Annotated in this window: 18 protein-coding genes; 15 read left to right on the plus strand and 3 right to left on the minus strand. The window is 50.2% G+C overall.

The window, feature by feature from the left end:
* The first annotated feature begins 1 nt into the window (after window position 1).
* The 6 genes from pepN (at window position 2) to HMF8227_RS07090 (ending at window position 9,865) form a co-directional block, all read left to right on the plus strand.
* A complete protein-coding gene (pepN, locus tag HMF8227_RS07065; protein WP_109339506.1) occupies window positions 2–2,587 on the plus strand; it encodes an aminopeptidase N in 2,586 nt (861 codons plus the stop codon).
* A 19-nt stretch (window positions 2,588–2,606) separates the two neighbouring features.
* On the plus strand, window positions 2,607–2,828 hold the full coding sequence (locus tag HMF8227_RS07070) for a DUF2835 family protein (protein WP_109339507.1): 222 nt from the start codon (window positions 2,607–2,609) through the stop codon (window positions 2,826–2,828).
* Window positions 2,829–3,026: 198 nt separating this feature from the next.
* Window positions 3,027–5,096 (plus strand): DUF1302 domain-containing protein, encoded by a 2,070-nt coding sequence (locus tag HMF8227_RS07075; protein ID WP_109339508.1) that lies wholly within the window; start codon window positions 3,027–3,029, stop codon window positions 5,094–5,096.
* Between the two features lie 14 nt (window positions 5,097–5,110).
* A complete protein-coding gene (locus HMF8227_RS07080) occupies window positions 5,111–6,475 on the plus strand; it encodes a DUF1329 domain-containing protein (protein ID WP_109339509.1) in 1,365 nt (454 codons plus the stop codon).
* A gap of 67 nt (window positions 6,476–6,542) precedes the next feature.
* Window positions 6,543–7,544: a YCF48-related protein gene (locus HMF8227_RS07085; RefSeq protein ID WP_109339510.1), complete on the plus strand. Its 1,002-nt coding sequence runs from the start codon at window positions 6,543–6,545 to the stop codon at window positions 7,542–7,544.
* Window positions 7,541–9,865 carry an efflux RND transporter permease subunit gene (locus HMF8227_RS07090; protein WP_109339511.1) on the plus strand — a complete coding sequence of 775 codons (2,325 nt, stop codon included), beginning with the start codon at window positions 7,541–7,543 and terminating at the stop codon, window positions 9,863–9,865. The genes HMF8227_RS07085 and HMF8227_RS07090 overlap by 4 nt, the downstream gene beginning before the upstream one ends.
* Window positions 9,866–9,940: 75 nt before the next feature.
* Here the strand turns inward: HMF8227_RS07090 and HMF8227_RS07095 are convergent, their stop codons facing one another.
* On the minus strand, window positions 9,941–10,672 hold the full coding sequence (locus tag HMF8227_RS07095) for a sulfite exporter TauE/SafE family protein (RefSeq protein ID WP_109339512.1): 732 nt from the start codon (window positions 10,670–10,672) through the stop codon (window positions 9,941–9,943).
* 400 nt (window positions 10,673–11,072) lie between these two features.
* Between HMF8227_RS07095 and HMF8227_RS07100 the strand changes: the two genes are divergently transcribed.
* The 8 genes from HMF8227_RS07100 to rmf all read left to right on the plus strand — a co-directional run bounded on the left by HMF8227_RS07100 (window position 11,073) and on the right by rmf (window position 24,131).
* Window positions 11,073–15,899, plus strand: coding sequence for an NAD-glutamate dehydrogenase (locus HMF8227_RS07100; protein ID WP_109339513.1), 4,827 nt, complete (start codon window positions 11,073–11,075; stop codon window positions 15,897–15,899).
* A gap of 147 nt (window positions 15,900–16,046) precedes the next feature.
* Window positions 16,047–17,054, plus strand: coding sequence for a quinone-dependent dihydroorotate dehydrogenase (gene pyrD / locus HMF8227_RS07105; RefSeq protein ID WP_109339514.1), 1,008 nt, complete (start codon window positions 16,047–16,049; stop codon window positions 17,052–17,054).
* A 105-nt stretch (window positions 17,055–17,159) separates the two neighbouring features.
* Window positions 17,160–17,702 carry a cell division protein ZapC domain-containing protein gene (locus HMF8227_RS07110; RefSeq protein WP_109339515.1) on the plus strand — a complete coding sequence of 181 codons (543 nt, stop codon included), beginning with the start codon at window positions 17,160–17,162 and terminating at the stop codon, window positions 17,700–17,702.
* A gap of 64 nt (window positions 17,703–17,766) precedes the next feature.
* Entirely contained in the window at window positions 17,767–19,860 is a 2,094-nt protein-coding gene (gene rlmKL, locus HMF8227_RS07115) for a bifunctional 23S rRNA (guanine(2069)-N(7))-methyltransferase RlmK/23S rRNA (guanine(2445)-N(2))-methyltransferase RlmL (protein ID WP_109339516.1), read from the plus strand.
* Window positions 19,853–20,086 carry a glutaredoxin family protein gene (locus HMF8227_RS07120; RefSeq protein WP_109339517.1) on the plus strand — a complete coding sequence of 78 codons (234 nt, stop codon included), beginning with the start codon at window positions 19,853–19,855 and terminating at the stop codon, window positions 20,084–20,086. Before rlmKL ends, HMF8227_RS07120 begins: the two co-directional genes overlap by 8 nt.
* Complete coding sequence (uup, locus tag HMF8227_RS07125; protein ID WP_109339518.1) at window positions 20,083–22,005, plus strand: ATP-binding cassette ATPase Uup; 1,923 nt, start codon at window positions 20,083–20,085, stop codon at window positions 22,003–22,005. Before HMF8227_RS07120 ends, uup begins: the two co-directional genes overlap by 4 nt.
* A 14-nt stretch (window positions 22,006–22,019) precedes the next feature.
* On the plus strand, window positions 22,020–23,684 hold the full coding sequence (locus tag HMF8227_RS07130; RefSeq protein WP_109339519.1) for a DUF3466 family protein: 1,665 nt from the start codon (window positions 22,020–22,022) through the stop codon (window positions 23,682–23,684).
* Between the two features lie 273 nt (window positions 23,685–23,957).
* A complete protein-coding gene (gene rmf, locus HMF8227_RS07135; RefSeq protein WP_109339520.1) occupies window positions 23,958–24,131 on the plus strand; it encodes a ribosome modulation factor in 174 nt (57 codons plus the stop codon).
* A gap of 58 nt (window positions 24,132–24,189) precedes the next feature.
* Here the strand turns inward: rmf and fabA are convergent, their stop codons facing one another.
* Window positions 24,190–24,702, minus strand: a complete 513-nt coding sequence (fabA, locus tag HMF8227_RS07140; protein WP_109339521.1) for a 3-hydroxyacyl-[acyl-carrier-protein] dehydratase FabA — start codon at window positions 24,700–24,702, stop codon at window positions 24,190–24,192.
* Between the two features lie 141 nt (window positions 24,703–24,843).
* On the opposite strand from fabA, the gene HMF8227_RS07145 reads away from it, so the two are divergent.
* A complete protein-coding gene (locus tag HMF8227_RS07145) occupies window positions 24,844–25,101 on the plus strand; it encodes a hypothetical protein (RefSeq protein ID WP_109339522.1) in 258 nt (85 codons plus the stop codon).
* Between the two features lie 16 nt (window positions 25,102–25,117).
* Here HMF8227_RS07145 and HMF8227_RS07150 read toward each other — a convergent pair whose 3' ends face one another.
* The gene (locus HMF8227_RS07150; protein WP_109339523.1) at window positions 25,118–26,527 is read right to left on the minus strand and encodes an MBL fold metallo-hydrolase RNA specificity domain-containing protein; all 1,410 of its coding nucleotides are present in this window, start codon (window positions 26,525–26,527) and stop codon (window positions 25,118–25,120) included.
* Window positions 26,528–26,563 lie beyond the last annotated feature (36 nt).

Genomic DNA, 26,563 nt, shown 5'->3' on the forward strand with positions numbered 1-26,563 from the left:
TATGTCTCAACCTCATCAGTCTATGCGTCTGGCCGATTATCGGCCACCTGCTTACACCATTACCGACGTGGATCTCACCTTTGAACTTGAGGATCATCAGACTCGGGTAACGGCGGTATCACAGGTGGTGCGTCAGGGCGAGACCCAGGCGGTGCTTGAACTGGATGGTGAACACCTCACGCTTTTAGCACTGACCGTAGATGGAGAGGATAAAACACCAGAGCAGCAAACCGATACCGCGCTAGTCTTAACGGATTTGCCCGAGCAGTTTGAACTCAAAGTGGTTACGGAGATTGATCCGGCCAATAACACGGCATTGGAAGGCTTATACAAGTCTGATGGGACCTTTTGCACTCAATGTGAGGCTCAGGGCTTTCGGCGTATTACCTATTTTCTGGACCGACCCGATGTGATGGCCAAATACAGCGTTAAGGTGATCGCCGATAAGCACAAATATCCGAGCCTGTTGTCCAACGGCAATCTGGTGGAGCGCGGTGATTTAGACGACGGCCGCCATTGGGTGCGCTGGCAGGACCCGTTCGCTAAACCCTGTTATTTATTTGCCTTGGTGGCCGGCGACTTTGACTGTCTGACCGACCGCTATACCACAGGCTCCGGACGAGAAGTCGCATTGGAACTTTACGTTGACAAGGGCAACCGCCATCGCGGTTATCATGCGCTGGCGTCGTTGAAAAAAGCCATGCAATGGGATGAGCAGGTGTATGGTCTGGAATACGACTTAGGTGTGTATATGGTCGTGGCCGTGGACTTCTTTAACATGGGCGCCATGGAAAATAAGGGCCTGAACATCTTTAACGCCAAGTTCGTACTGGCCGATGCCGAGTCAGCGACTGACGATGATTACTTTAATATCGAGTCGGTGATCGCCCATGAATATTTTCACAACTGGACCGGCAATCGTGTCACTTGCCGAGACTGGTTCCAACTGAGCCTGAAAGAGGGGCTAACGGTGTTCCGGGATCAGCAATTCAGCGCCGACATGGCCTCACCAGCTTTAGTCAGAATTAAGCAGGCCAGGGTCATCCGCGAACATCAGTTTGCCGAGGACGCCGGCCCAATGGCGCATCCCATCCGACCTGAAGAGGTCATGGAAATGAATAACTTCTACTCGGTGACCGTGTATGACAAAGGCGCTGAGGTAATACGCATGTTGCAGCGCTTGCTGGGGCAGGGTGGCTTTAGAAAAGGCATGGATCTGTATTTTGAGCGCCACGATGGCCAGGCCGTCACCTGTGATGATTTTGTGCAGGCCATGGCCGATGCGAATGGCGTCGATTTAGAACAGTTTAAACGTTGGTACAGTCAGTCTGGTACGCCTCAGGTCACCGTGCAGTCGGAATACGACGCAAAACATCAGCAGCTGATCTTGACCCTGAGTCAACATACTCCGCCGACTCAGGATCAGGCCGATAAACAGCCGCTGCCGATCCCTTTTGGGGTTGAACTTGTGGACGAGCACGGCAGTCGGTCTGAAGTCTTATCCTTGTCCGAATCTGAGCAGCGGTTTTGTTTTGATCATGTCGCATCAAACCCCGCTATCGCTTGCCTGACAGGGTTTTCTGCACCGGTGAAGGTAAAACAGACCATTGCCGACAGCGACCTGATTCGCATCGCGTTAAAAGGGCAGGATGATTTTGTGCGCTGGGATGCGTGTCAGACTCTGTTTAGTCAGCACATTCATCAACTGGCTGAGGATAGCTCGCGTAACAGTTCGGAACAGGTGTCAGAAGCGTTGTCTGAACTGATTGCTGAACTATTAAAAAGCCCGCCTGAGGACGCTGCTTTACTCGCTGAAATGCTCATGCTTCCCAGTTTCGATACCCTAAGCCAACAGCAGGATATCGTGAATGTGGACGGCCTACTGCGAGCCCGCAAGCTGATAGTGACCCGGCTGGCGCAGGAGTTTGCCACTCAGTGGCAACAGCTTGTGGATGAGCGACCTAAGCAGGATTATGCCTATACTGCCGAACAGGCTAATTGGCGACGTCTGCTGGACCGGGCCATGTTTTATCTGGCTCATAGTGAGTTGCCGGAGGCAGAAACTCAACTGCAGCAGGTGTATCAGGACAGCGATAATATGACTCAGACTCTGGGTGTGCTGACCGGCTGCCAGCAAGCGAATCTGTCTTTGTTTGACAGTCTGATGAGCGACTTCGAACAGCTTTGGCGTAAAGACTCACTAGTGATGGATAAATGGTTTAGCCTGCACGCCAGTCGCCCTCAAGACGATATGGCCGGGCAGCTGGAAAGCTTGATGGAGCACCCCATGTACAGTATTAACAACCCCAATAAAGTGCGTGCGATTTGGGGGCCCTTCGCGATGCGCAACCCTCAAGCCTTTCATCAGGCCGATGGACGTGGCTATCGCCTGTTAACCGATTACCTGCTTAACCTCGATAGCGTTAATCCCCAGGTGGCATCGCGGCTGGTTACGCCGCTGCTGGCATTTAAACGCTTTGATTTGGGCCGGCAACAGCACATGCGCCAACAACTAGAGCGACTGGCAGAGCAGGCGACGCTTAGCCGTGACCTGTACGAAAAAGTGACCCGCGCCTTAAAAGGTTAGACAGAAGAGAAAAGGGGAAATGAAAGCCTATTTCTTCCGACTCAATCTGGCCTATGATGAGTGCATTCACTTTTATCACGCCAGTACCCCACATGCGCTTTTGATGGCTGAGAGCGGTGAGCGGGTCCAAGTGCCCGCTTATACCCTCAGGCCCTTTATCGGTCACACCGGAATCCAGGGGCGATTTCGGTTATTGACCGACGAGAACAATAAGATTCAATCCTTTGAGCGAGTCGGTTAACGCTATCGTTCCTGCCAGTCCGTTGCTATCGAAGCATTATTAACCGATTGAAAAAACAAAAGAATGCGCTATGGTCAACTGGTACGATTTGTTCTTGCTTATACCCTAAAATGATGTAATCATTTTGTTAATTTGGACTCTCTTTCTGAGCGCCAGCTAGATACACACCAACCTGTAGGACAGGGGAGAATAACAACGATGAATAAAGGGCCTCGCAACTTTACCAAAACGCCTCTGGCAATAGGTGTCGCTGCCTTTATGGGCTTGACGGCTGCCTCGTCACAGGCTGCCAACTGGCGGTTCGGTGACGTGGATGTCAGTTTTGACTCCAGTTTTTCACTGGGGACCAGCTACCGGATCGAAGATCGGGATTTCGACCTCATAGGTCAGGCTAACAATCCGGTGTTTAACTGGACGGGCTACAACCCGGCTGCTGGCCAGGTGGTATACCCGTCGGCAGACATATGGAGTACTGTGGACGGCGCCTATTCAACCAATGGTGATAACGGTAACCTGAACTACGATCCAGGCGAGGCTTTTTCGACCCAATTCAAAGGCACTCATGATCTGGATATTCGTTATGACAACATGGGACTCTTTGTCCGTGGGATGTACTTCTACGACTTTGAATTGATGGATGGTGACCGTCCATGGCGTAACCCTGTATCGCAACAGGCGGGACTGGATAGTCGGGTAGACCCCTGTGAAGACGACGAGGCCAAAGAAGAACTATGCGCCGATGTCCGTTTACTGGATGCGTTTTTCTATGCCGACTTTGAAATTGGCAAGGTGCCGGTTTCCATTCGCTTGGGCGATCAGGTCGTCAGCTGGGGCGAAAGTACCTTTATTCAGCATGGTATCAATACCATCAATCCAGTGGATGTGTCTCGCGCTGTCGCGCCGGGGTCTGAGCTTAAAGAAGTGTTCATACCAGTCGGTATGCTATACGCCCAGTTGGGGCTGACGGCCAACCTTGGTCTTTCTATGTACTATCAGTACGAGTGGGAAAAGAGCCGCTTACCACAAAACGGCAGTTACTTTTCCACCAATGACTTTGCTGGTGAGGGCGGTCAGGCGTCGAATGTTCAGTTAGGTTTTTCGGGTAATCCAGACATCGATTTGGACTTTCTGTTGGCTAACTTAAACTCCATCGGCGACCAGTTTGCGGCCACTCAAAACCCGGCACTGGCTCAGGCCTATCTGGCTTTCCCAACAAAGGTGGCGGTGCGTGGGTACAGTGACGCTGCGGATGTAGAAGCCAGCGATAGTGGCCAGTACGGTATTAAACTGTCTTATTATGCCGAAGAACTGAACGCGACTGAGTTTGGTCTCTACCATATTAATTATCACTCTCAGAGACCTGTGATTTCAGGGTTAACTTCTGACTTCCGTCAGGGCAGTCTGGTGAGTGACTTGCAGTATATGGCTCAAAACACCATAACCAAAGACAACATTACCAACCTCAAAGCCTTTACCAAGGCACAATTCTATTTCCCTGAAGATATTAAGTTGTATGGCTTTAGCTTCAATACCTACGTGGGTAATACGGCGCTGGCCGGGGAAATTGCTTACCGTGAGGATGAGCCACTGCAAATCGATGATGTTGAATTGCTGTATGCGGGGATGCCACAGCAGCTAGCCAATGCTGGCCTGCGACCGGATTTGGCCAATATCTCCCAGCTTAATGATTTTCTCGGTTATGTGCCGGGACCTGGCGAGACAGCTCAGGGCTTTATTAGGACAGACACCACTCAGATGCAGTTAACCGCGACTCATTTGTTTGGTCCCACTCTGGGTACTGACAATTTGACGGTATTGGGTGAAGTCGGTTATGTGAATATCAGTGACTTTCCCGATCCCGATTTTCTGCGCCTAAACGGCCCGGGCACCTCACGCTCCGGTGCGAGCGAGTTCGAAGGTAAAGAAGGTTTGCATATTGGCTTGTCAAATGGCCCTGAAACCAATCCTTTCCCTACCGAAGACGCGTGGGGATACCGGCTGTTGGCGAAGGCGGATTTTAATAACGTTTACGCTGGCGTGAATATGTCAGTCAGAGCGACGTTTGCTCACGATGTGGACGGTATTACGCCCGATCCTATGTTCCTGTTTGTGGAAGATCGTAAGTCGTCCAGCCTGTCGGTGAACTTTGATTATCTGAGTCGTTGGTCGGCCAGCTTGTCGGTCAATAACTATTGGGGTGGTGTCGGAACCACCAACTCACTCGCAGACAGAGACTTTATATCTCTGAACGTTAAGTATTCAATCTAGGGAGTTACAGAAGTATGAGAAAATTAGCCCTAGTCGCAGCTGCTCTAGGCCTGGCGTTAAGTGCTCACGGCACGTACGCCAAAGTGTCTGAAGCGGAAGCGGCCAAACTCGGTAATGAATTAACGCCATTAGGTGGTAAGAAAGCGGGTAATGAGGATGGTTCCATTCCGGCCTGGACTGGTGGTATCACTGAGCCACCGGCGGGTTACGAAGTAGGGGATCATCACCCTAATCCTTTCCCTGAGGACAAGGTGCAGTTCACGATTACGGCCGAAAATATGAGTCAGTACGCCGATTATCTTTCGGCAGGTCAAAAAGCCATGTTCAAGGCTTACCCGGATAGCTTCAAGATGCCGGTTTACCAGACTCGTCGTACCGCTGCTAATCCAGAATTTGTGTATGAGGCGACCAAAGCTAACGCCACTCGGGCCGAATTGGCTCAGGGTGGTAACGGCGTGAAAAATGCTGCCATTGGTGTGCCTTTTCCGATCCCGCAAAATGGTCTGGAAGTGATATGGAACCATATCCTGCGCTATCGTGGACAAGCGATTCAGCGCTATGGCGGCCAGGCAGGCCCAACGCCCTCAGGCGATTATAACCTGGTAGGCTTCGACGATATATTATTGGTCAATTATGCCGACAAGGACGCCACGCCGGCGGAACTGACCGAAGAAAACATCATCATGAAGTTTAAACAACAGGTCACCGAGCCTGCGCGTTTGGCAGGGACTGCATTGCTGGTTCATGAAACCATGGATCAGGTGAAAGAGCCCCGTCGCGCCTGGACATACAACACTGGCCAGCGCCGTGTTCGCAAGGCTCCGAATGTAGCTTATGATGCGCCCGGAACGGCTTCCGACGGCTTACGTACCTCTGATGATTTTGATATGTACAATGGTGCACCGGATCGTTACAACTGGAAGCTGGTTGGCAAGCAAGAGATGTATGTCCCATACAATAACTACCGCTTGCACAGTGACGAGTTGAGCTATGATCAGGTTTTACAACCCGGTCATATTAACCCGGATTTGACTCGTTATGAGAAGCACCGCGTATGGGTAGTGGAAGCGAACCTGAAAGACGAGTTCCGTCATATTTATAAAAAGCGGGTGTTCTACATTGACGAGGACAGCTGGCAAATCCTGGTCACCGATATGTACGATAACCGCGATGAGCTCTATCGTAATGCCATGGCCTATGCCATCAATTATTATGAGGTGCCCACTTTGTGGTCGACGCTGGATGTCTATCACGATCTGAACTCGCGTCGCTACCTGGCGCTGGGCTTGGACAACGAAGCTCAGATGTACGACTTTACCGTTGAACCGAGTGAGCGAGAGTTTACGCCTCAGGCACTACGACGGTCCGGCATTCGTTAATAACGCAGGTAAACGGTTGGCACTGCCAACCGTTTTTGTTTTAGCCCTCTAAGGAAAAAAGCAATTTATGAAACGCGCAGCAGTATTGTTTATCCTGAGCTGGATGTTAATTTGGCCTTCCTTTGCCGAGGATAAGCAAAGTTTTATCGCGCCTTTGGCTGACCAGTCTTTGCTCCTGGATATTACAAAGACCGAGGCCAACCGGTTGATTGCCGTGGGAGAGCGAGGCCATATTCTGATCTCCGACGACGGTAAGAGCTGGCAGCAACGCCCGGTACCGACCCAGTCTACCCTGACCACCGTATTCAGTGCTTATGGCCATGCCTGGGCGGCGGGCCATGATGCGGTCATCCTGCACAGTGATGACGGTGGTATGAGCTGGAAAAAGGTGCATCAGGATATAGAACTGCAAAAGCCGCTGATGGATCTGTATTTCTTTAATGATCAAAGTGGCATTGCCATCGGCGCCTATGGCCTGTTTTATCGCACGGTGGATGGCGGGCAGAACTGGCAGAAAGAACGTCATCTGTCGTTACTCAGCGAGATGGATCAGGAATACCTGCTGGACTTAAAGGAAAATGATCCAGAGTTTTATGAGATTGAAGTCGGGTCGATCTTCCCGCATCTCAACCGAGTGGCTCGGGGTGAGGATGGGACTTTGTACCTGGCTGCGGAAATGGGCACCATCGCTAAGAGCAGTGACAAAGGCCAAAGCTGGCAGCGTATGCCCATCAATTACTATGGCTCGTTCTTCGGAATCGATATTACCCTGAGTGGGCGGGTGATCGCCGCGGGGCTGAGAGGCAACGCCTTTGAACTGGTTGATGGTAACCAATGGCAGAAAATCAAGTCTGGCATCGACTCGACCTTTAATTCAGTGGTGCCTCTGCCAAATGGTGGAGCGTTACTGGTGGCCAATAAGGGATATCGGCTGCAAATAGGCGCGCAGAATCAGTTATCTCAGTGGCCGGAAGAAAAAGCCATTCTTAACGCAGTACCTTTTAACGGTCGCCTGGTGGCCGTCACGGAGGTGGGTATTCAGGTGTTTGATACTAAAGATTTATTATGACCCGATTTATTGATTTTTTTGAAGTACTTATCTTTCGTCACAGAGCTTGGGTGCTGACCTTATTTGCCGTATTGACCGGTTTATTATTGTGGCAGGCGACGGCTCTGCGGCTGGATGCGGGCTTTACTAAGAATATCCCGCTAAAGCATGAATACATGCAAACCTATATGAAGCATCGTGAGAGCTTCGGTGGCGCCAACAACATCCTGGTGTCAGTGTGTAACCGGGAAGGGGATATCTTTAATCAGCGCTTCTTTGAGCGCCTCAAAGCAGTGCATGATCAGTTATTCTTTATTCCTGGCGTTGACCGTTCACAGGTCAAATCTCTGTATAGCCCGTCTACTCGTTTTACCGAGGTGGTGGAAGAGGGGTTCTCGGGCGGTCCGGTCATTCCGGCAGACTTCTCGCCTAAGAGTGAGCGGGGTCTGCAGCAGGTCTCGGAAAACATTTCTAAAGCAGGGATCGTTGGGCGCATGGTCTCCGACGATTTCAGTTGCAGCATGGTGACCGCCCAGTTAATGGAGATCAATCCAGATACCGGTGAGCCGTTGGATACTCTGGCGTTTGCCGAGCAACTGGAGACCAAGGTCCGCGATCAGTTTGAAGACGAACAAATCAGTATTCACATCATCGGTTTCTCGAAGATGGTGGGCGATGTGGCCGATGGTGCCAAGGATGTATTACTATTCTTCGCCGTTGCCATCCTTATCACCGCATTGATGGTGTACTTCTTTTCTAAGTCGATGCTATTGACGCTACTGCCACTTGCCTGTTCGTTGATTGCGGTTATATGGCAGCTTGGTTTATTGACGGTGCTGGGTTTTGGTATCGATCCGATGTCCATTCTGGTGCCTTTTTTGGTGTTTGCCATTGGCGTCAGCCACGGGGTTCAGATGATTAACTCGGTAGGTAAGCGGGTGATTTCTGGCATGACGGTCAAAGAAGGTGCTCAGCGAGCATTCCGAACCTTGCTGATCCCGGGGGGCGTGGCCTTGTTGTCCGATACCGTGGGCTTTATGACTTTGCTGGTCATTGAGATAGGTATCATTCGGGAGTTGGCCATTACTGCCAGTATGGGTGTGGCGGTGATTATACTGACTAACCTGATTTTGCTGCCGGTACTGATGTCTTACGTTAAGCTGGGCGATAAATACAAGGCTAGGTTTAAGGATAAGGAACAGCGCTCCGATCGCTTTTGGGATGGCATTGCTCACTGTTCACGACCCAAGGTTGCCTATGGTATTTTGACGGTGACCGCCATCTTGTTTGCCCTGGGTTTTTATCAGTCGCAGCAGATGAAGATCGGTGATCTTCATGCAGGCGCCCCAGCATTGCATGCTGACTCTCGTTATAATCAGGATACCTTCCTGATAACCGATAAATACGCCATCAGCGTGGATTATATGTCGGTAATAGTCGAGAGCACGCCATCGGCCTGTACCTCGCATTCAGTCATGAACGCCATCGACGATTTCCAGTGGAAGATGGAGAATGTGGAAGGGGTGCAATCAGCGGTGAGCCTTGCCTCAGTGGCTAAGCTGATTAATGCTGGCTATAACGAAGGGAACCCTAAATGGCGAGTGCTGCCCCGTAATCAGCAGACGTTGGTTCAGGCCATTGCTCGGGTAGACACCTCTTCGGGCTTACTGAATGGCGACTGCTCCGTTATGCCGGTGATTTTATTCATGGAAGACCACAAGGCCGAAACCATCAGCCGTGCGGTGGAGGCCGTGAAGGAATATCGCCAGCAATATGAGACCGAGGAACTGCAGTTTAAGCTGGCCTCTGGCCCGGTCGGCGTAATGGCGGCCACCAATGAAGCCGTATCGGCGGCACAGATGCCGATGATGGCTTATGTATTCGGTGCGGTGATCATTCTGTGCCTGCTGAGCTTCCGTTCTTTACGTGCCACGCTGGCGGTGGTGGTACCACTGTATGTGGTGTCGGTACTGGCTCAGGCACTGATGACCCTGCTGGAAATCGGTTTGACCGTATCGACTCTGCCAGTAATCGCGCTGGGCGTGGGCATCGGTGTAGATTATGGGATCTACATCTTGTCGACCATGAGTGACAAATTAAAGGATGGCATGCAGGTGCGCCAGGCTTACTTTGAAGCTCTGAAGGAACGGGGCAGTGCGGTACTCTTTACCGGCATAACGCTCGCAATCGGTGTGAGCACCTGGGTATTCTCCAGCCTGAAGTTCCAGATGGACATGGGGATCCTACTGACCTTTATGTTCCTGGTGAACATGCTTGGAGCGATTTTGGTGTTGCCGGCTCTGTCAGCGCTGTTCTGGCGTAAGCAAAGCAAAGATACGTAGTTTTCTGTCTTAATAGTAAAAAGCCAGCTTAAATGCTGGCTTTTTTGTGTCTGATTGCGCAATCCGAATCGGTGTTTAAATGCTACTGCCTAGCAACAGGCCACCAGTAATCATTAACATCGCGAGGACCAGCTTCTTAAAGGTTAACTCCGGAATACGGTGATGAAGCGCATTGCCTAGCCAGGCTCCAGACAACACCATTGGTAGCAGCCAAAGAATTTTATCAGCGTTTATAAACAGTTTGCCATTGTAAGCAAACCAAGCGGTCAGGCTAATATTCATGGTTAGCCACACCAGCAAGAGCGTGGCCCGGAATTGGGCTTTATCCATCGTTGTACCGGCCAGTCCATATACCAACAAAGGTCCGCCACTGGCAAACATGCCGTGGGTGATACCAGCCCCGAACACGAGTAGCCGGGTAACCAAAGGATGGTGGCAATTAGCACTGTTATGGCGATATATGGCCCATAGAGATCGACTGGCAAACCAAATAACCAATAGAGCAAACAGTGCTTTCAGATATCGGTTATCCAGGTAGGATAAAGCGAAAACCCCCACCGCCAGGCCGCTAATCATCAGCGGTAGGATAAGTCCAAGAAAGGTCTGCCACTGAACGTGTTGATAATACCGCGCTACCATATAGGCAGTGATGATTGCATTAAGCGGAACCAACACAGGCAACATAGCCGGAATGGGTAAAAAAAGAGCTCCAATAGAGATCGCAATGACAATACTGCCAAAGCCGGTCGCGGCCTGAATGCAATTCGCCACCAGTACCGCAGCACCAAGAATAAGCCAGGCTTCCATAAACGATTATCCGTTGCTAAGAAAGCCGGAATTTTACCATGAACACTGATACAAAACTGAGGTATGCAGGACTAAATCTAGTTTTTTTGAGACATTGTTCTGGTCGTGCAGTGAAAGGGGATTGCCGAGTTACGACAGGTCAGAAGTGGTAGATGGCATACTAAAATAACGCGGGTTAAAAAAATTTTGTTGCATAACTATGAGTCTTAACCTAGGGATTTAAAGGCGTTTAATCGTTTTTATCACAGCTGGCTGCATATCTATTTTCAGTTGTTAATTTAGGGTTAAAGGAGCCCTTTTAAACGCTGCCAGAATGCGGGACAATACGCATCAAATTTGTAACAAGCCCCTCGTGTTACAGGGCCGCAAAACAAACCATCACCTAAGAAAAGGTAAAATAATGACGGTTGCAAATAGTCAACACTCTGTACTCCTCGAAAACGTTTATAAACTTATCCGAAAGAATGTCGATAAGACTCAGGCCCCCATGGTCGAGCAATTTGCCCAAACCCTTTTTCGCAATATCTCCGCCGATGATTTGGAAAGCCGGGTCGATAGTGACCTTTATGGTGCGACCTTAAGCCTCTGGAATGAATTTATTCAGTTCAATGAGAGCACGCCCTACATTAATGTGTTCAATCCTGAGGTAGCCAAACACGGCTGGCAGTCCGGTCACAGCATCATTGAGATCATTGTCGACGATATGCCTTTCCTGGTGGACTCGGTGCGAATGGCTATCAACCGTCTGAGTATTACTGCCCACTTGTTATTGCATACACCGATCAATGTGAAGCGGGATAAACAACATCGATTGCAAGGGATTCTGGAGCGTGACGAAAAAGGCCTGAAGCAAACCGTCTTTTTGATCGAAATCGATCGCCAGACCAGTAAAAAAGCGTTGGATACCATTACCAAAGAGCTTAAGTCGGTGCTTGAAGAAGTGTCCTTGGCTGTGTCCGACTGGAGTGGCATGATGGATCGCTTAGATGAAATCATTGCCGGTTACGGCAAGGCTCCTTGCCCCGCCGGCGATGAGGCTCAGCAACAGTCTCTGGCCTTTTTAAAGTGGATCCGGGATCACAACTTTACTCTGATGGGCTACCGTCACTATAACGCTAAGGCCATCGAAGGGGACCACCGCTGGATTTCCGACGACGACTCGAGCCTGGGCCTGATGAAAAACTCCATCAGCAATCGCGAGCGCCTGCTATCGAACTTGCCGTTGTCGGCCCGTCAGGAAACCTTAAGCAATAATCCGCTGATTCTGACAAAAACCAATTCAAAATCACGGGTGCACCGCCCGGCCTATATGGATTACATCGGCATTAAAGAGTTCGACAAGTCGGGCAATGTCGTGGGCGAACACCGCTTTATTGGACTGTTCTCGTCGACCTTCTACAATGCGAGCGCCAACGAAGTGCCGGTATTGAAAAATAAAATCGAGAGAATCTGCAATGACTCCGGCTTTGAAAAAGGCTCACACGCTTACAAGGCTTTTCTCAACATTTTGGAAACTTATCCAAGGGATGAACTTTTGCAGGCCAAGGAAAAAGAGCTGGGCCAAATCATTCTCGGTATCTTACAGATGCAGGAGCGCGGCATTTCGAGGCTTTTCGTACGCAAAGATGTTTTTGGGCGCTTTTATTCCTGCATGGTGTTTGTCCCCCGAGAGCAATACAACACCCAACTGCGCAAAGAAACTCAGCAATTGCTGAAAAACTACCTTAATAGCGACGAGGAAGTGGAGTTTACCACCTACTTCTCCGAGTCGGTTTATGCCCGGACTCACTACATTGTGCGCGTCAAAAACAATAATGTGGAAATCAATGTGAAGGAAATTGAAAAGAACATCATCGAATTAACCAAAAGCTGGAACGACAAGCTCAGCGCGGCATTGCGTTCTGGCTACGGCGAAGCCAAGGGCAAGAAGCTGGACGAATACTATAATCAGGCCTTCACGCGCAGCTATAAAGAACACAACCTCCCCACCACCGCTGTGGTGGATATCGAGAAGCTTGAAGCCCTGGACGACAACCATACCCTGGATATGCTGTTTTACCGTCCACAAGAGGAGTCGTCCGACAGCAAGGTGGTTAAGCTCAAGCTGTTCCATCGCAAAGAACCCATCCATCTGTCCGCCGTGCTGCCTATGTTGGAGCACTTTGGCTTGCGAGTAATCGACGAAAGTCCGTTTGAGGTGAAATCGGCTGATGGCCGGGTGAACTGGATTATGGACTTCTCCATGTTGCACAGCAACAGCCACAAGATGAGTCTGGAGCAGGCCCAGGATCTGTTTCAGGATGCGTTCTCGAAGGTTTGGTATAACCACCTGGAAGATGACTCCTTTAACCGCCTGGTGCTGGGTGCCGGCTTGTCCGGTCGTAAAGTGACTATTTTACGGGCCTATGCTAAATACATGCGTCAAACGGGCAGTTCTTTCAGTAAAAACTACATTGCCCGTACTCTCGACAACTATCCGGATATTGCTCGCTTAATCGTCAACCTGTTTGAACAACGTTTCGATCCTCAAGCCAAGCGCACTGAGAAGAAGGTCGAAAAACTTCAAAACGACATTAAAGAAAAACTGGATTCGGTATCCAACCTCGATGATGACCGTATTATTCGCCGTTATGTGGATATGGTCATGGCCACCTTAAGAACCAACTTCTATCAGGCCAATGAGGCGGGTGAAGATAAGGCCTATGTGTCCTTCAAGGTGTTGCCGGAGTTGATCCCTGAAATGCCGTTGCCACTGCCGAAGTATGAAATCTTCGTGTACTCCCCGCGTGTCGAGGGGGTTCACTTGCGCGGTGGTCGTGTCGCCCGCGGTGGTTTACGCTGGTCTGACCGACAGGAAGACTTCCGTACCGAGGTATTGGGACTGGTAAAGGCCCAGCAGGTGAAAAACACCGTTATCGTACCTGTGGGGGCCAAAGGTGGCTTTGTCTGTAAAGCACTGCCTAAGAAAGGTGGTCGCGATGCGTTCTTTAAGGAAGGTCAGGCGTGCTACAAGACCTTTATTCGAGGCTTGCTGGATGTGACCGACAACATCGTACAAGGTGAAGTGGTGCCCCCTAAGGATGTGGTGCGTCACGATGACGATGACACCTACCTGGTTGTGGCTGCCGATAAAGGCACCGCTACCTTCTCCGATATCGCCAACGGTATTGCTCAGGAATATAACTTCTGGTTGGGTGATGCCTTTGCCTCCGGCGGCAGCGTAGGCTACGACCATAAAGGTATGGGCATTACCGCTCGTGGCGCCTGGGAGTCCGTTAAACGTCATTTCCGTGAAATGGGCATCGACTGTCAGACTCAGGACTTCACCTGTATTGCGGTGGGTGATATGGCCGGGGATGTGTTTGGTAACGGCATGTTGCTATCTGAACACACTCGCCTTGTGGCAGCGTTTAACCATATGCATATTTTCTTCGACCCATCGCCGGATGCGGCCACCAGTTACAAAGAGCGTCAGCGTCTGTTCGAGGATCCTTCTCTGAACTGGGCCGACTATGATACTAAACTGATTTCTAAGGGCGGCGGGGTGTTCTCGCGCGCGTCTAAATCTATCAATCTGACGCCGGAAATGAAGAAGTGGCTGGGCACCAAGAAGCAGGCCATGACGCCTAATGAACTTATTCATAACATCCTGCAAATGGAAGTGGATCTGTTCTGGAATGGCGGTATTGGTACCTATGTGAAGTCCAGCAAAGAGTCTCATGCAGATGTGGGCGATCGCGCCAACGACGATTTGCGTGTTAACGGTAAGCAACTCAATGCGAAGATCGTCGGTGAGGGCGGAAACCTGGGACTGACTCAGCTCGGTCGTATCGAGTTTGCGGCCAAGGGCGGTCGAGTGAATACCGACTTTGTGGATAATGTCGGCGGTGTGGACTGTTCGGATAACGAAGTTAACATCAAGATCCTACTCAATGCCTTGGTGCAAAATGGCGACCTGACCCTCAAGCAGCGTAACCAGCTACTGTACGATATGACTGACGATGTCGCCGACATCGTATTGCAGGATTGCTACCGTCAGACCCAGTCTCTGTCCATCAGCGAACTGGGAAGCGCCGCACGTCTCAAAGAGCAGATGCGCTTTATCCATGGGTTAGAGAAGGAAGGTAAGCTCAATCGTGAACTGGAGTTTATTCCATCCGACGATGAGCTGTCTGAGCGTCAGGCGGCTAACCGTGGGTTAACAAGGCCAGAGCTGTCCGTTCTGCTGGCCTATGGCAAGATGGTGATGAAAGAGCGCCTGAACATTCCGGAAATCACCGATAACCCGTATCATGCTAATTTGGTGGTTAATGCCTTCCCTCAGAAGGTACAGGAGCGCTTCGAAGAGCAGATTTACGAGCACCCGCTAAAAGCAGAAATAGTGGCCACTAAGCTGACCAATAATATGCTCAACGACATGGGACTGAATTTTGCGTTCCGTATTCAAGAAGAAACCGGTGCCACAATTCAGGAAGTAGTCAATGCCTATGCTGTAGTCAAGGAAGTGTTCCGGTTCCACGAGCTGTGGGAAAAAATCGAGACGCTGGATAACAAGATTGATGCCGACGTACAGCTGCGGATGTTAGATGACATGCGCCGTACTCTTCGTCGTGCGAGCCGCTGGTATCTGCGTCATGGCTCCAAGTCTAAGCCCATCGAGCAGGCGGTAGCGGAGTTCGAACCGGTCTACCAAGACCTGTATAAGAACATCGAGAAATACCTGGTAGACTCCGAGTATAAAGAGCTGGAAGAGAAGACCCTTAAACTGACGAAGCACGGAGTACCTGATGACATTGCCTATCAGGTAGCCAGTCTGAGCAATATTTTCTGTGTGCTGGACCTGGCACAGATTATTGAGCAGGAAAACAAGCCCACTGCACTGGTGGCGACCCTGTACTTTACGTTGGGCAATCGACTGCAACTGCACTGGTTCCTGGACCAGATCAATGCTCAGGATGTGACCAATCACTGGCAGGCCTTGGCCCGAGCGTCATATCGTGAAGAGCTCGATTGGCAACAGCGTGCTCTGACCTCGGTATTGCTTAAGTTTGGCGGTGATAAGACCAATGCTGAGGATATTCTGGATGGTTGGTTTGACACCCATGAAAACCTGCTTGAGCGCTGGTATCACATGATGTCTGAGTTTAAGACAAGCAGTACTCATGAATTTGCCAAGTTCTCAGTAGCACTGCGGGAATTAATGCTGTTGAGCCTGAACTGCGCCTAAGCATCGATTCACCTACCTTAAAAAGCCGACGTGACTGTCGGCTTTTTTCGTTTTGACGCTCAGGTTACGAACATGACCGCCGATAAAGGAAAGCAATAATCTTGTAAAAACTGATACACTTACGGCTTTTTCCCACTGAGGACCACCATGTACTCTTTGCTGCGCCCTATATTATTCAGTTTGGATGCCGAGACCGCTCATGATGTCAGCCTGTCGGCGTTGAAAAATACTCAACGTACGCCGCTTAAGGCGCTCTATGCCCAGTCCGTATCAGACAAACCGGTGGAGGTGATGGGGCTGACGTTTCCTAACCCGCTGGGATTAGCGGCAGGACTGGACAAGAACGGAGAGTGCATCGACGCTTTTGCGGCCATGGGCTTTGGCTTTATTGAGGTGGGCACAGTCACTCCCAAGCCTCAGCCAGGTAATGATAAACCCCGGTTATTTCGCTTGCCAGAGGCGAACGCCATTATCAATCGTATGGGGTTTAATAATAAGGGCGTGGACTATCTGGTAGAGCAGGTTAAAAAGGCACACTATAAGGGCATTTTGGGGATCAATATTGGTAAAAATAAAACCACCCCGGAAGAGCAGGCGTTGGAAGATTACCTCATTTGTCTGCGCAAGGTATATCCTTATGCCAGTTATATTACGGTGAATATTTCATCACCCAATACACCAGGTTTGCGGGACTTACAGCATGGCGATGCCTTACAAACTTTGCTGACAGGTTTAAAGCAGGCTCAGTCTGAACTGGCCGAAAAAAGCGGTCGCTATGTCCCCATTGCAGTAAAGATTGCGCCGGATCTGGATGATAACGAAATTGCTCAAATGGCCGACGCACTAATGGCAAGCAAGATGGATGGGGTCATTGCTACCAATACGACGTTAGATCGGGCCCTGGTGGAAGGACTTGAACACGCTGATGAAGCCGGCGGCCTGAGCGGGCAGCCCCTGACCGAGAAGAGTGACCAAGTGTTGCATAAGCTCGCCCGACACCTAGATGGTAAGCTTCCCATTATTGGTGTCGGCGGTATCGATGGTCCGCAAGCGGCCAGACAGCGTATGGATAGCGGGGCGAACTTGCTACAAGTGTATTCGGCGTTTATTTACCAAGGGCCGAGCCTGATCACTAAGATCCTGAAACACATATAAAAATTAGCAGCTAAAGGCGATTTTTTATTCACTTTTGATATTAATAAAAAGCCCCATAACTAGTAAGCTTATGGGATCAAAACCAACGAGCAGGGGGAGCTTGTTATGATGTTACAGCCAGACACCAGTTGGCTATGGTACTTCGATGAGGAGCACCAAAAGCTGGCGTTGAAATTAACGGACGACATGGTGTTTGTAACGCCTTATGCAAATAAGCGCTTAACCCATTTGCCCGCCGCCAAAGGCGATGGCTTTGATTTGCAAGATCTGGAAAGTTACACCCGCTACGCCCATCAACTGGATGCGGCCTTGCCGGAAATGACGCCTCCAGAGAAAACCCAGATCGCCATTAACGCCTGTGCAGTGATGCGCTTTTTTAAGCTGCAAGCCCCAAAGAGCTGGTATTTCAAGCGTCATCGCTATGCCGGACATCATCACCAGTTGGCAACCATACATACCGAGGATGGTGAAGCCAGAGTGTTTGTACTGGATGAGCAGGAAGATGTTTGTAATATCATGCTATTGGATGAGCAGTTTAGCCTGTCCAGTACCAAAACCCTGCAACAATTCGATGTGCTGAAAGTGCATTTGGATTGCCTGTTGCCGTGCGTGAGTCGTTACAGCAGCATGGAACGTAAATTAGCCTGATCACAACTCGCCAGCGGCCCCGTATTTCCCGTATAATCCCAGCCTCATAAAAAAAGGGCGGGATATGCAACCACTTATACTGACCACCTCCAAGGGCCTCGAAGAATTACTCAAAGCCGAAGTTGAGCGACTCTGTCCAGAGGCTGAGGTCGCCATAAAGCCGGGACAAGTGCGGCTGGAGGCCGAACTGGCCGATGCTTATCGCTTGTGTTTATGGTCAAGACTGGCTAACCGGGTACTTTGGGTGCTGGAGCAGGGCAGCGCCGACAATAAAGACCAACTCTATGAGTTGGCTGGTCGGGTTAACTGGGGACGGCATTTTGACGTCGACCAAAAACTGGTAATCGATTTTGTCGGTACTAACCGCCAGATCCGTAACAGTCAGTTCGGTGCGCTGACGGTCAAAGACGCCATCGTCGATCAGTTTATGGATCTTTATGAACAACGTCCTTCCATTGACAAACAAGACCCAGATATTCGTCTTCACTGCCGCCTGTGGCGCGATCAGGCCATTATTGCCCTGGATCTCTCTGGTCAAAGCCTGCATCAGCGCCATTATCGCCAGCAAACTGGTGAAGCGCCCTTAAAAGAGCACGTGGCGGCAGCTGTCTTGTATCGCAGCGGATGGGCCGATTCTGGCAAACCGTTAGCTGATCCCATGTGCGGCGCAGGCACCTTGTTGATCGAAGCCGCGCTCATGGCTGCCAATATTGCCCCCGGTTTAGCCAGACAGCGTTGGGGCTTCGATCACTGGAAAAACCATAATCAAAGCTTGTGGCAATCTTTACGCGATCACGCCGTCGATCAACAGCGTGAGCCCGCTATGGTTATTTCAGGTCGAGATGAGGACAGCCAGGTGGTGGGCTTCGCTCGCCAGAATGCCGAACGTGCTGGTGTGAAACATTATGTGGATATTGCCCAGGGCGATGCGTGTGAATGGGTGCCTGACACTGAGCAACCTGGCTATCTGGTCTCGAATCCTCCTTACGGTGAACGGTTAAGTGAACTGACGGCTTTGCTACCGATTTTCGATCGCTGGGGTCAGCATCTTAAACGGCACTTTGCCGACTGGCACTTGGCGCTACTGTCCTCTAACCGGGACTTATTGCGCCAGCTTAAGCTCAGGGCTCATAAAGAGTACAGCCTCTACAATGGTCGGCTGGAGTGTCAGCTGGCGCTATACCGCATGGATGAGGCCAATTGTCAGGAGCGCATCCAGGGGCACAACGATTTTGAAAACCGCCTTAAGAAGAACCTGAATAAGCTTAAAGGCTGGCTAAAAAGTCAGGATACCAACTGCTATCGGGTCTATGATGCTGATTTGCCGGAATACAACATTGCCGTAGATTGCTATGGCGACTGGGCGGTGGTGCAGGAGTACGCGGCGCCCAAAAATATTCCGGAAAGTAAAACCCGTCGTCGCCTGATGGACGCCTTAATGGTGCTACCCCAGGTGCTGAACATCGAGGAAGACAAACTGGTACTCAAGGTGCGACAGCAGCAAAAGGGTACCGAGCAGTACCAGAAACTGGCACAGGAAAAAGACTTTATCCAGGTGTATGAAAACGGCGCGCGCTTCTGGGTTAACCTTAAAGACTATCTGGATACCGGGCTGTTTCTCGATCATCGCGATACCCGCCAGTTGGTTAAGTCGTGGAGTCGGGGTCAACACGTACTCAACCTGTTTGCTTATACCGGTTCGGTATCGGTACAGGCGGCCCTTGGCGGGGCCAAGTCGGTGACCACAGTGGATATGTCCAATACCTACCTGGACTGGGCCAAGAAAAATTTTCGGTTAAACAAACTGGTGGGCAGCGCGTATCAGTTTGAGCGAGCCGATTGCACTCAGTATTTGCAGAGCCAGAAGCGCCAATATGATCTTATTTTTATCGATCCTCCTTCGTTTTCTAACTCCAAACGCATGGACAATACCTGGGATGTACAACGAGACCACCTCGCCTTACTGACCGATGCTAAGCATAGTCTGTCAGCTGACGGTAAAATCGTATTCTCTAATAACCTGCGCGGCTTTAAATTGGACGAGAAAGGGCTGGAACAGGTCGGGTTACGAGCAGAGAACATCAGCGCTAAAACCTTGCCGACTGATTTTAAGCGCCAGCCAAAAATCCATCACTGTTGGGTGATCACCCATGGTTGAGTACACCCTGTATAGCACCGAAGGCTGCCATCTGTGTGAGCAGGCGCTGGATTTGATTAAACAAAGCGCGCCTGAGGCATATCAGGCTTTACAGGTACAGGATATTGCCTATGATGATGCGCTTTATGAGTGTTACAAATGGTCGATTCCAGTGCTTAAGGCCTCAAGCGGCAAAGAGCTGAGGTGGCCGTTTGATGGCGAGCAGTTAAAAGGGTTTGTCCGTTGAGTTTGATTCAGTTAAAAGACGCACAGTTAGCCTTTGGCCCACAAGCCATTTTGGATAAGGTTGAACTGGTGATTCAGCCACAGGAACGTTTGTGTCTGGTGGGCCGAAATGGTTGTGGTAAGTCCACGCTGCTTAAAGTACTAGCCGGTGAGACGGTCCTGGACGATGGCCAGCGTATCGTTAACAAAGAAACCGTTATCGCGCGGCTTGAGCAAGATCCGCCGCAAAACAAAGACATCAGCATTTTCGATTACGTCGCAGAGGGACTTTCCCAATCAGGCGAGTTGCTAAAAGCGTATTTCCGCCAGACCCACCTGGTAGCCAAAGATCCTTCAGAAGCCAACCTGAACCGACTTCAGGAGCTGCAGCACCAGCTTGAGCACCACAATGCCTGGGAGTTTGAGCAACGTATTGAACAGGTGTTGTCACATCTTGAGCTGTCGGCCGAAAGCAGTTTGGCGGCTCTCTCTGGCGGCTGGCGCCGAAAAGCGGCGCTTGCCAAAGCACTGGTATCCGATCCGGATGTACTACTGTTGGATGAGCCTACCAACCATTTGGATGTGGCCACCATTCAGTGGCTGGAGAAGTTTCTGCAAGACATTCGGGCCACCTTAGTGTTTGTCAGTCACGATCGGGCTTTTATTCGAGCCATGGCCACCCGCATTCTGGACCTGGATCGTGGTAACGCCACGAGTTACCCGGGGAGCTACCAGGCTTACCTGGATAAAAAGGCCGAGGATCTGGCGGTGGAAGCGACTCATAATGCCGCTTTCGATAAAAAACTCAGTCAGGAAGAAAACTGGATCCGTCAAGGCATAAAAGCCAGGCGTACCCGCAACGAAGGTCGGGTTCGAGCCTTAAAAGCCATGCGTCAGGAACACGCTAAACGTCGGCAAAAGCAAGGCCGGGCGTTGGTCACTGTTAACGACGGTCAGTCTTCCGGAAAGATGGTTTTGGAGGCGGAGCATCTAAGCTATCAGTATGAGACTAAGCCAATCGTTGAGGACCTCAGCCTGTTGGTGCAAAGGGGCGACAAGCTGGCACTGATCGGCCCAAATGGCTGTGGCAAGAGTACTCTGATTCGGTTATTGCTCGGACGCATTACTCCAGACAAGGGTAAGGTGCGACAGGGCTCCAATCTCGATATCGCTTATTTTGATCAGCATCGTGAAGCCCTCGATCATGATGCCAAGGTAGTAGATGCCATTGCCGATGGTAAACGGGAAGTGACTGTCAATGGCCGCACTCGTCATGTGATCAGTCATTTGCAGGACTACCTTTTCACACCTGACCGGCTCAATGCGCCGGTGTATTCTCTCTCTGGCGGTGAGCGCAATCGCCTGCTACTAGCCAAGCTGTTACTAAAACCCAGTAATCTGTTGATTCTGGATGAGCCCACCAATGATCTGGATGTGGAAACGCTAGAGCTACTGGAAGAAACTCTGAGTAACTATCAAGGTACAGTTCTGCTAGTCAGTCACGATCGGGAGTTTGTCGATAACGTGGTCACCAGCAGCCTTTACTTTGAAGGTCATGGACGCATTCGCGAGTTTGTGGGAGGCTATGCGGATGTTCAGGACTGGTATCGAAAGCAGGCTGAGCAGCAGCAAAAGCAGCGAGCAGAAGAAAAATTGCAGGAAACTAAAGTGGACAAAGACAGTCCAAAGCCGCAGTCTTCTGTCACTAAGCCGAAAAAGTTATCATATAAGTACCAACTGGAACTTCAGAAGCTGCCTGAACAGATCGAAAAGCTTGAGCTGCAAGTGGATGATCTACAGGAAAAAATAAACGATCCAGACTTTTTTAAACAGGACTCCGAGCAAACTCAGGCTAAGTTGGACGAATTAGCGCGTTTACAACAGCAGCTTGAAACCGCATATCAACGCTGGGATGAATTAGAAAGTATGGCGGAGCAGTAAAAACAGGATATAAAATGACAAGAACCAAGCTATTTGCATTATCAGCCTTAACACTGGCATTGACCAGTAATACCGCCCAGGCTGCCGTGTATGAAATTTCAGAGTTGGCCAGCAATGAGCAAGGGGTACAAAGTGTGTCTGTTGCCATCGGCGAGCAGGGCGGTGTGGTGTCTCAGGTACAATTTCCTTTTAATCCGCCCATCGACATTGAGCTGCTGGATTTGGAAAACAATGAAGCGTTGCGTGAGCAACTCAACGATCCTGATGCCGTTGCGCAAGGCAATATCAGTGATGAAGACCTCGTCATTTTGTATAACGTTCTCAGCGGCAGCGACAGTCCGCTCACGCAGAAGTTGGGTGAAGTGCAAAGCTATATCGGCGATGCCAATGGCGCCACGGAAGTAACGGGTTTCGATCAAGCCTCTACCGCCTTTGATGGGCTGACGCGCAGTGTAAATACACTGGTCTATGACATCAATGCACTTGGCAATGCCGTAGGAACAGGAACGGCACCTTATTATAAGGTGAACTACACCAATGATGAGGGCGAACAGCTGACTTACTTGGTAAGAGATTTTAATCAGCGTGGCTTTGTGTATTTGAACGATCAGGTGCTGCCTTTACTGCCGCCTGAAGACACACTTGGCGGGCGCAGTGCTGCGCGCGGCATAGCTGATAATCTCTGGGTAGCGGGCAGTGTCTCTACTGAGGCCCCTGAAACCCTCGCTGGGCAGGTGAGTAATTGCGAAGATCCCGAAGAGCGCGGTGATCAGCCAGTAGAGCTCTGCTTGCAGTCAGTAAGAAACGCAAACAGTTCCAACTTTCAGATGAGGGCGGCCCTTTGGAAGATTTCCAACGATGGCCAAATTGAATCTTTAGAGACATTCCCTCTGGCCTTTGAGCCGGATGAAGATTCTACCACTACCTTTAACAGCCAGGCCAATGATGTAAACAGCCAGGGGGTTGGAGTGGGGACTGCTCAGAATCGCGTTCCGCACCTGAACGATCGGATTAGAACCATGCCCGCGGTCTTTATTGATGGTCAGACCAATAGTCTGTTACTTGATAAAGAAGACTACACTTCGGGAATGGCTGCCGGGATCAACGATAACGGTCTAGTCACTGGCTATGGTGTGCGTTTTGTTAACGGTTTTGAGCGTTCTAAGTTTTTTGTCTACGACATCAACAGCGAAACCCTGACTTTCCCAGATGACTTTTTCCCAGGCTCATCCAGTTTGCCCCGTGACATCAATAACAACAATGTCATTGTCGGGGATGGCGAAGTGGATACGGTAACAGGTAATGGTGCTGTGCGCCGCAGAAATGGCTTTATCTATGACCACGACAGCGGGAGCTTCCAGAATCTGAATGACCTTATCGCCTGTGATGCGCCTTATACCATTGTTCAGGCCAACGGTATCAATGATAATGGTGAGATTGCCGCTACCGCCGTGGTTGAGAAGCCAAAACGCAATATTGCCGGTGAAATTGAACAAGACGAACAAGGCAATGACATCATCGAGAGTACCGTCATAGCGGTAAAACTTAATCCTGTTCCCGGTGGTGACATTGAGGACTGCTCCGACTCGGAAGAGAAGTTCGAACGTCAAGCCGGTGGGTTGTCATGGCTATTGCTTGGAATGCTTGGCCTTATTGGATGGCGACGTTACCGAGGTTAAGCATGAATCGCTATACGAAGGGGCCATTGGCCCCTTTTTTGTGAACTGGAAAAATAACAAAATACCAGCTACGAAAGGCTTTTTATTCCAAAAACATCAAGATGCGTAACAAATATGAAAAAATGATGTAAATAAAAAGTCACTTTAATTCAAATCGTTATTGAAGAATGAGCAGTTACCCTCAGATCCTCTATTGAACCCAGCTGGAATATCCTATATCTCATTAAGGGTGATCCAGTATCACACAGTTGAAATAACGGACGAGGAAGCTACATGAAAAGACAAAAACGCGACAAACTCTCCAGAGCTCATTCCAAAGGTTATCAGGCTGGTGTTATCGGTCGGGCCAGAGAAAATTGCCCTTATCAAGATACGGAGATTCGCTCCCAGTGGCTCGGAGGCTGGCGGGCAGCTCAAGAAGACCGAAGTTCGGGCTTAATTCGCTAACTCAATTCCATATCAGAAAACAGCCCCTTAATTGGGGCTGTTGAGTATTAGGGGGAGATTAAAAGCCGCTGGTGTCTTGAAACAAACCGACTTTTAAATCTTTAGCCTCGTAAATAGGCCGTCCGTCCACCTCCACGTAGCCATCAGCCATGCCCATAAAGAGCTTGCGTTTGATGACGCGCTTCATGTGGATCTTGTAAGTTACCTTACTGGCATCGGGTAATATCTGACCGGTAAACTTCACCTCGCCCACACCCAGTGCGCGACCCTTACCCGGTCCACCGGACCACCCCAGGAAGAAGCCGACTAATTGCCACATGGCATCCAGTCCCAGGCAGCCGGGCATCACAGGATCACCAGGGAAGTGGCAATCGAAAAACCAGAGGTCTGGCTTAATATCCAACTCAGCCACAATATGACCTTTGCCGTAGTCGCCACCTTCATCACTGATATGGCTAATACGATCCATCATCAGCATATTAGGGGCTGGAAGCTGGCTGTTGCCGGGACCAAAGAGCTCACCCTGGCTGCAGGCCAGCAAGTCGTCTCTATCAAAGCTGTTTTTATTCAAAGCGCATCTTCTCTTGTTGCTGTTATCATGAAAGCCGCCTAACTTAGCGCACACTTGTAAGCTAAACAACTCCGAACAGTCATTTACCTTACCCTGCGAATGTCCGATACTGCCACTACAGATTTGTGACAACGAATGAGCATGAATTCACCAGAACAAAAACGCCGGGCCAACGCCGATAAGCAACGCCGATTCCGAGAACGACAGCGCCAAGCAGGAAAAAAGGAAATTCGTGGTTACGTAGATGAGAAAGGGCTGAATAGTTATCAGGAATTGGCCAACAAGAGCGGCTGGACCGACAGTGAACTGCTTAACAATGCGTTACGCATAACCTACGCTGCTTATAAGTGCGGCCAAATAAAGCTTTTAAGTCAATGGCTTAAAGAGCGGGACCTTTAAGCCATCGAACATTGCGCTAGAAATGAAAGCATTCCTTCTGAGCGGGAATAAGAGGGCGTTGCCCAGTCTCTCTCTCTAGCCTTTGCGCCAGTGCTTTCTGAGCGCCGGGTTCACCGTGAACCAAGATCAACTTTGGGGTTGGCGTAAAGGCACTGGCCCAGTTAACCAAGCCTGATTGACCGGCATGTGCCGAAAAACCTCCCAGAGTTTCGATGCGCGCCTTAACGGCGTACTGCTCTCCAAATAGGCGGATGAACTTGGCGCCATCGACCAGAATCCGCCCCAGTGTCCCTCGGGCCTGAAAACCCACAAACAGCAAAGTATTGTGCGGGTTCCAGATGCGCTGTTTAAAGTGATGGCGAATCCGCCCACCTGTACACATACCGCTACCCGCAATGACAATGCAGCCTTTTTTAACGCTGTTGATGGCCATAGAGTCTTCCGGAGTGACGGCCAAAAACAGATGCGGTAGAAACTCTTCAAGAGGATGAGGGTGGGACATATCCAGGAATTGCGTGTCCTTTGTATCCAGCCAGTCTACCCAGTGGTCGTAGATTTGGGTGACTTCGATAGCCATAGGGCTATCGAGGAATATCTGCCAGTTATCCAGTCGCCCTTGCTGGTGCAAACAGCCCAAGTGGAACAATATCTCCTGAGTACGCCCGACGGCGAAAGCGGGAATCATCACATTGCCGCCACGTTGCCAGGTATCGGCAAGGATTTGCTCCAGCTCGGATAATGTATCTCCCTGGGTTTTGTGTTCGCGGTCACCATATGTACTTTCCATCATCAACACATCGGCGTGTCTCAGAAAGCTAGGGTCACGCATCAACACCATATCTGTATTGCCAAGATCTCCGCTAAACACCAGTGTTTTCGGCTTTTGTTCGCCCGGCTCAAGGAACGACAGCTCAGTGATTGCTGAACCAAGAATATGCCCGGCATCATGAAATACCAGACGAGTGTTATCACTCAGAGAAGCCTCGGTTTCATAATCCAGGCCGACACATTGTTTTAAGACTTGTTCCACGTCCTTCATCGAGTAAACCGGAGACAACCGGCGTTTACCTTGTCTTCGCCGACGTAAGTTTTCCTTTTCCAGGTCCCTGAGATAAAGACCTGCTGCGTCATTGAGTAGCACTGACAACAGCTCGGCGGTGGCCTTGGTGCAATATATTGGGCCGGTAAACCCCTGGTGAATCATTTTTGGTAACATACCAGAGTGATCTAAATGAGCATGGGAGAGCACCACAGCGTCAATGTCGCGAGGTGAGAACTCAAAGTGTTCTTCCTGAAGCCTGGACACGGCATCCCCCCCTTGATGCATGCCACAATCCAGTAAGATGTGTCCTAGCCCCGGGTGCGAGATTCTATGGCAGCTGCCCGTAACCTCTTGAGCCGCTCCGAAAAAGGTAACTTCTGGCATTGACGTTCCTCGCTTAGATTGTTTTATCTTCTGTGA

The organism is Saliniradius amylolyticus (assembly GCF_003143555.1).
In the GTDB taxonomy this organism is placed as follows: domain Bacteria; phylum Pseudomonadota; class Gammaproteobacteria; order Enterobacterales; family Alteromonadaceae; genus Saliniradius; species Saliniradius amylolyticus.

Bases quoted from the DNA above. Each gene is read 5' to 3' on its own strand.
- pepN (WP_109339506.1), top strand. From the start codon at position 2: ATGTCTCAACCTCATCAGTCTATGCGTCTGGCCGATTATCGGCCACCT.
- HMF8227_RS07130 (WP_109339519.1), top strand. From the start codon at position 22,020: ATGACAAGAACCAAGCTATTTGCATTATCAGCCTTAACACTGGCATTG.
- HMF8227_RS07145 (WP_109339522.1), top strand. From the start codon at position 24,844: ATGAATTCACCAGAACAAAAACGCCGGGCCAACGCCGATAAGCAACGC.
- rmf (WP_109339520.1), top strand. From the start codon at position 23,958: ATGAAAAGACAAAAACGCGACAAACTCTCCAGAGCTCATTCCAAAGGT.
- HMF8227_RS07080 (WP_109339509.1), top strand. From the start codon at position 5,111: ATGAGAAAATTAGCCCTAGTCGCAGCTGCTCTAGGCCTGGCGTTAAGT.
- HMF8227_RS07095 (WP_109339512.1), bottom strand. From the start codon at position 10,672: ATGGAAGCCTGGCTTATTCTTGGTGCTGCGGTACTGGTGGCGAATTGC.
- rlmKL (WP_109339516.1), top strand. From the start codon at position 17,767: ATGCAACCACTTATACTGACCACCTCCAAGGGCCTCGAAGAATTACTC.
- HMF8227_RS07110 (WP_109339515.1), top strand. From the start codon at position 17,160: ATGATGTTACAGCCAGACACCAGTTGGCTATGGTACTTCGATGAGGAG.
- HMF8227_RS07100 (WP_109339513.1), top strand. From the start codon at position 11,073: ATGACGGTTGCAAATAGTCAACACTCTGTACTCCTCGAAAACGTTTAT.
- HMF8227_RS07085 (WP_109339510.1), top strand. From the start codon at position 6,543: ATGAAACGCGCAGCAGTATTGTTTATCCTGAGCTGGATGTTAATTTGG.
- HMF8227_RS07150 (WP_109339523.1), bottom strand. From the start codon at position 26,527: ATGCCAGAAGTTACCTTTTTCGGAGCGGCTCAAGAGGTTACGGGCAGC.
- pyrD (WP_109339514.1), top strand. From the start codon at position 16,047: ATGTACTCTTTGCTGCGCCCTATATTATTCAGTTTGGATGCCGAGACC.
- HMF8227_RS07075 (WP_109339508.1), top strand. From the start codon at position 3,027: ATGAATAAAGGGCCTCGCAACTTTACCAAAACGCCTCTGGCAATAGGT.
- HMF8227_RS07090 (WP_109339511.1), top strand. From the start codon at position 7,541: ATGACCCGATTTATTGATTTTTTTGAAGTACTTATCTTTCGTCACAGA.
- HMF8227_RS07120 (WP_109339517.1), top strand. From the start codon at position 19,853: ATGGTTGAGTACACCCTGTATAGCACCGAAGGCTGCCATCTGTGTGAG.
- HMF8227_RS07070 (WP_109339507.1), top strand. From the start codon at position 2,607: ATGAAAGCCTATTTCTTCCGACTCAATCTGGCCTATGATGAGTGCATT.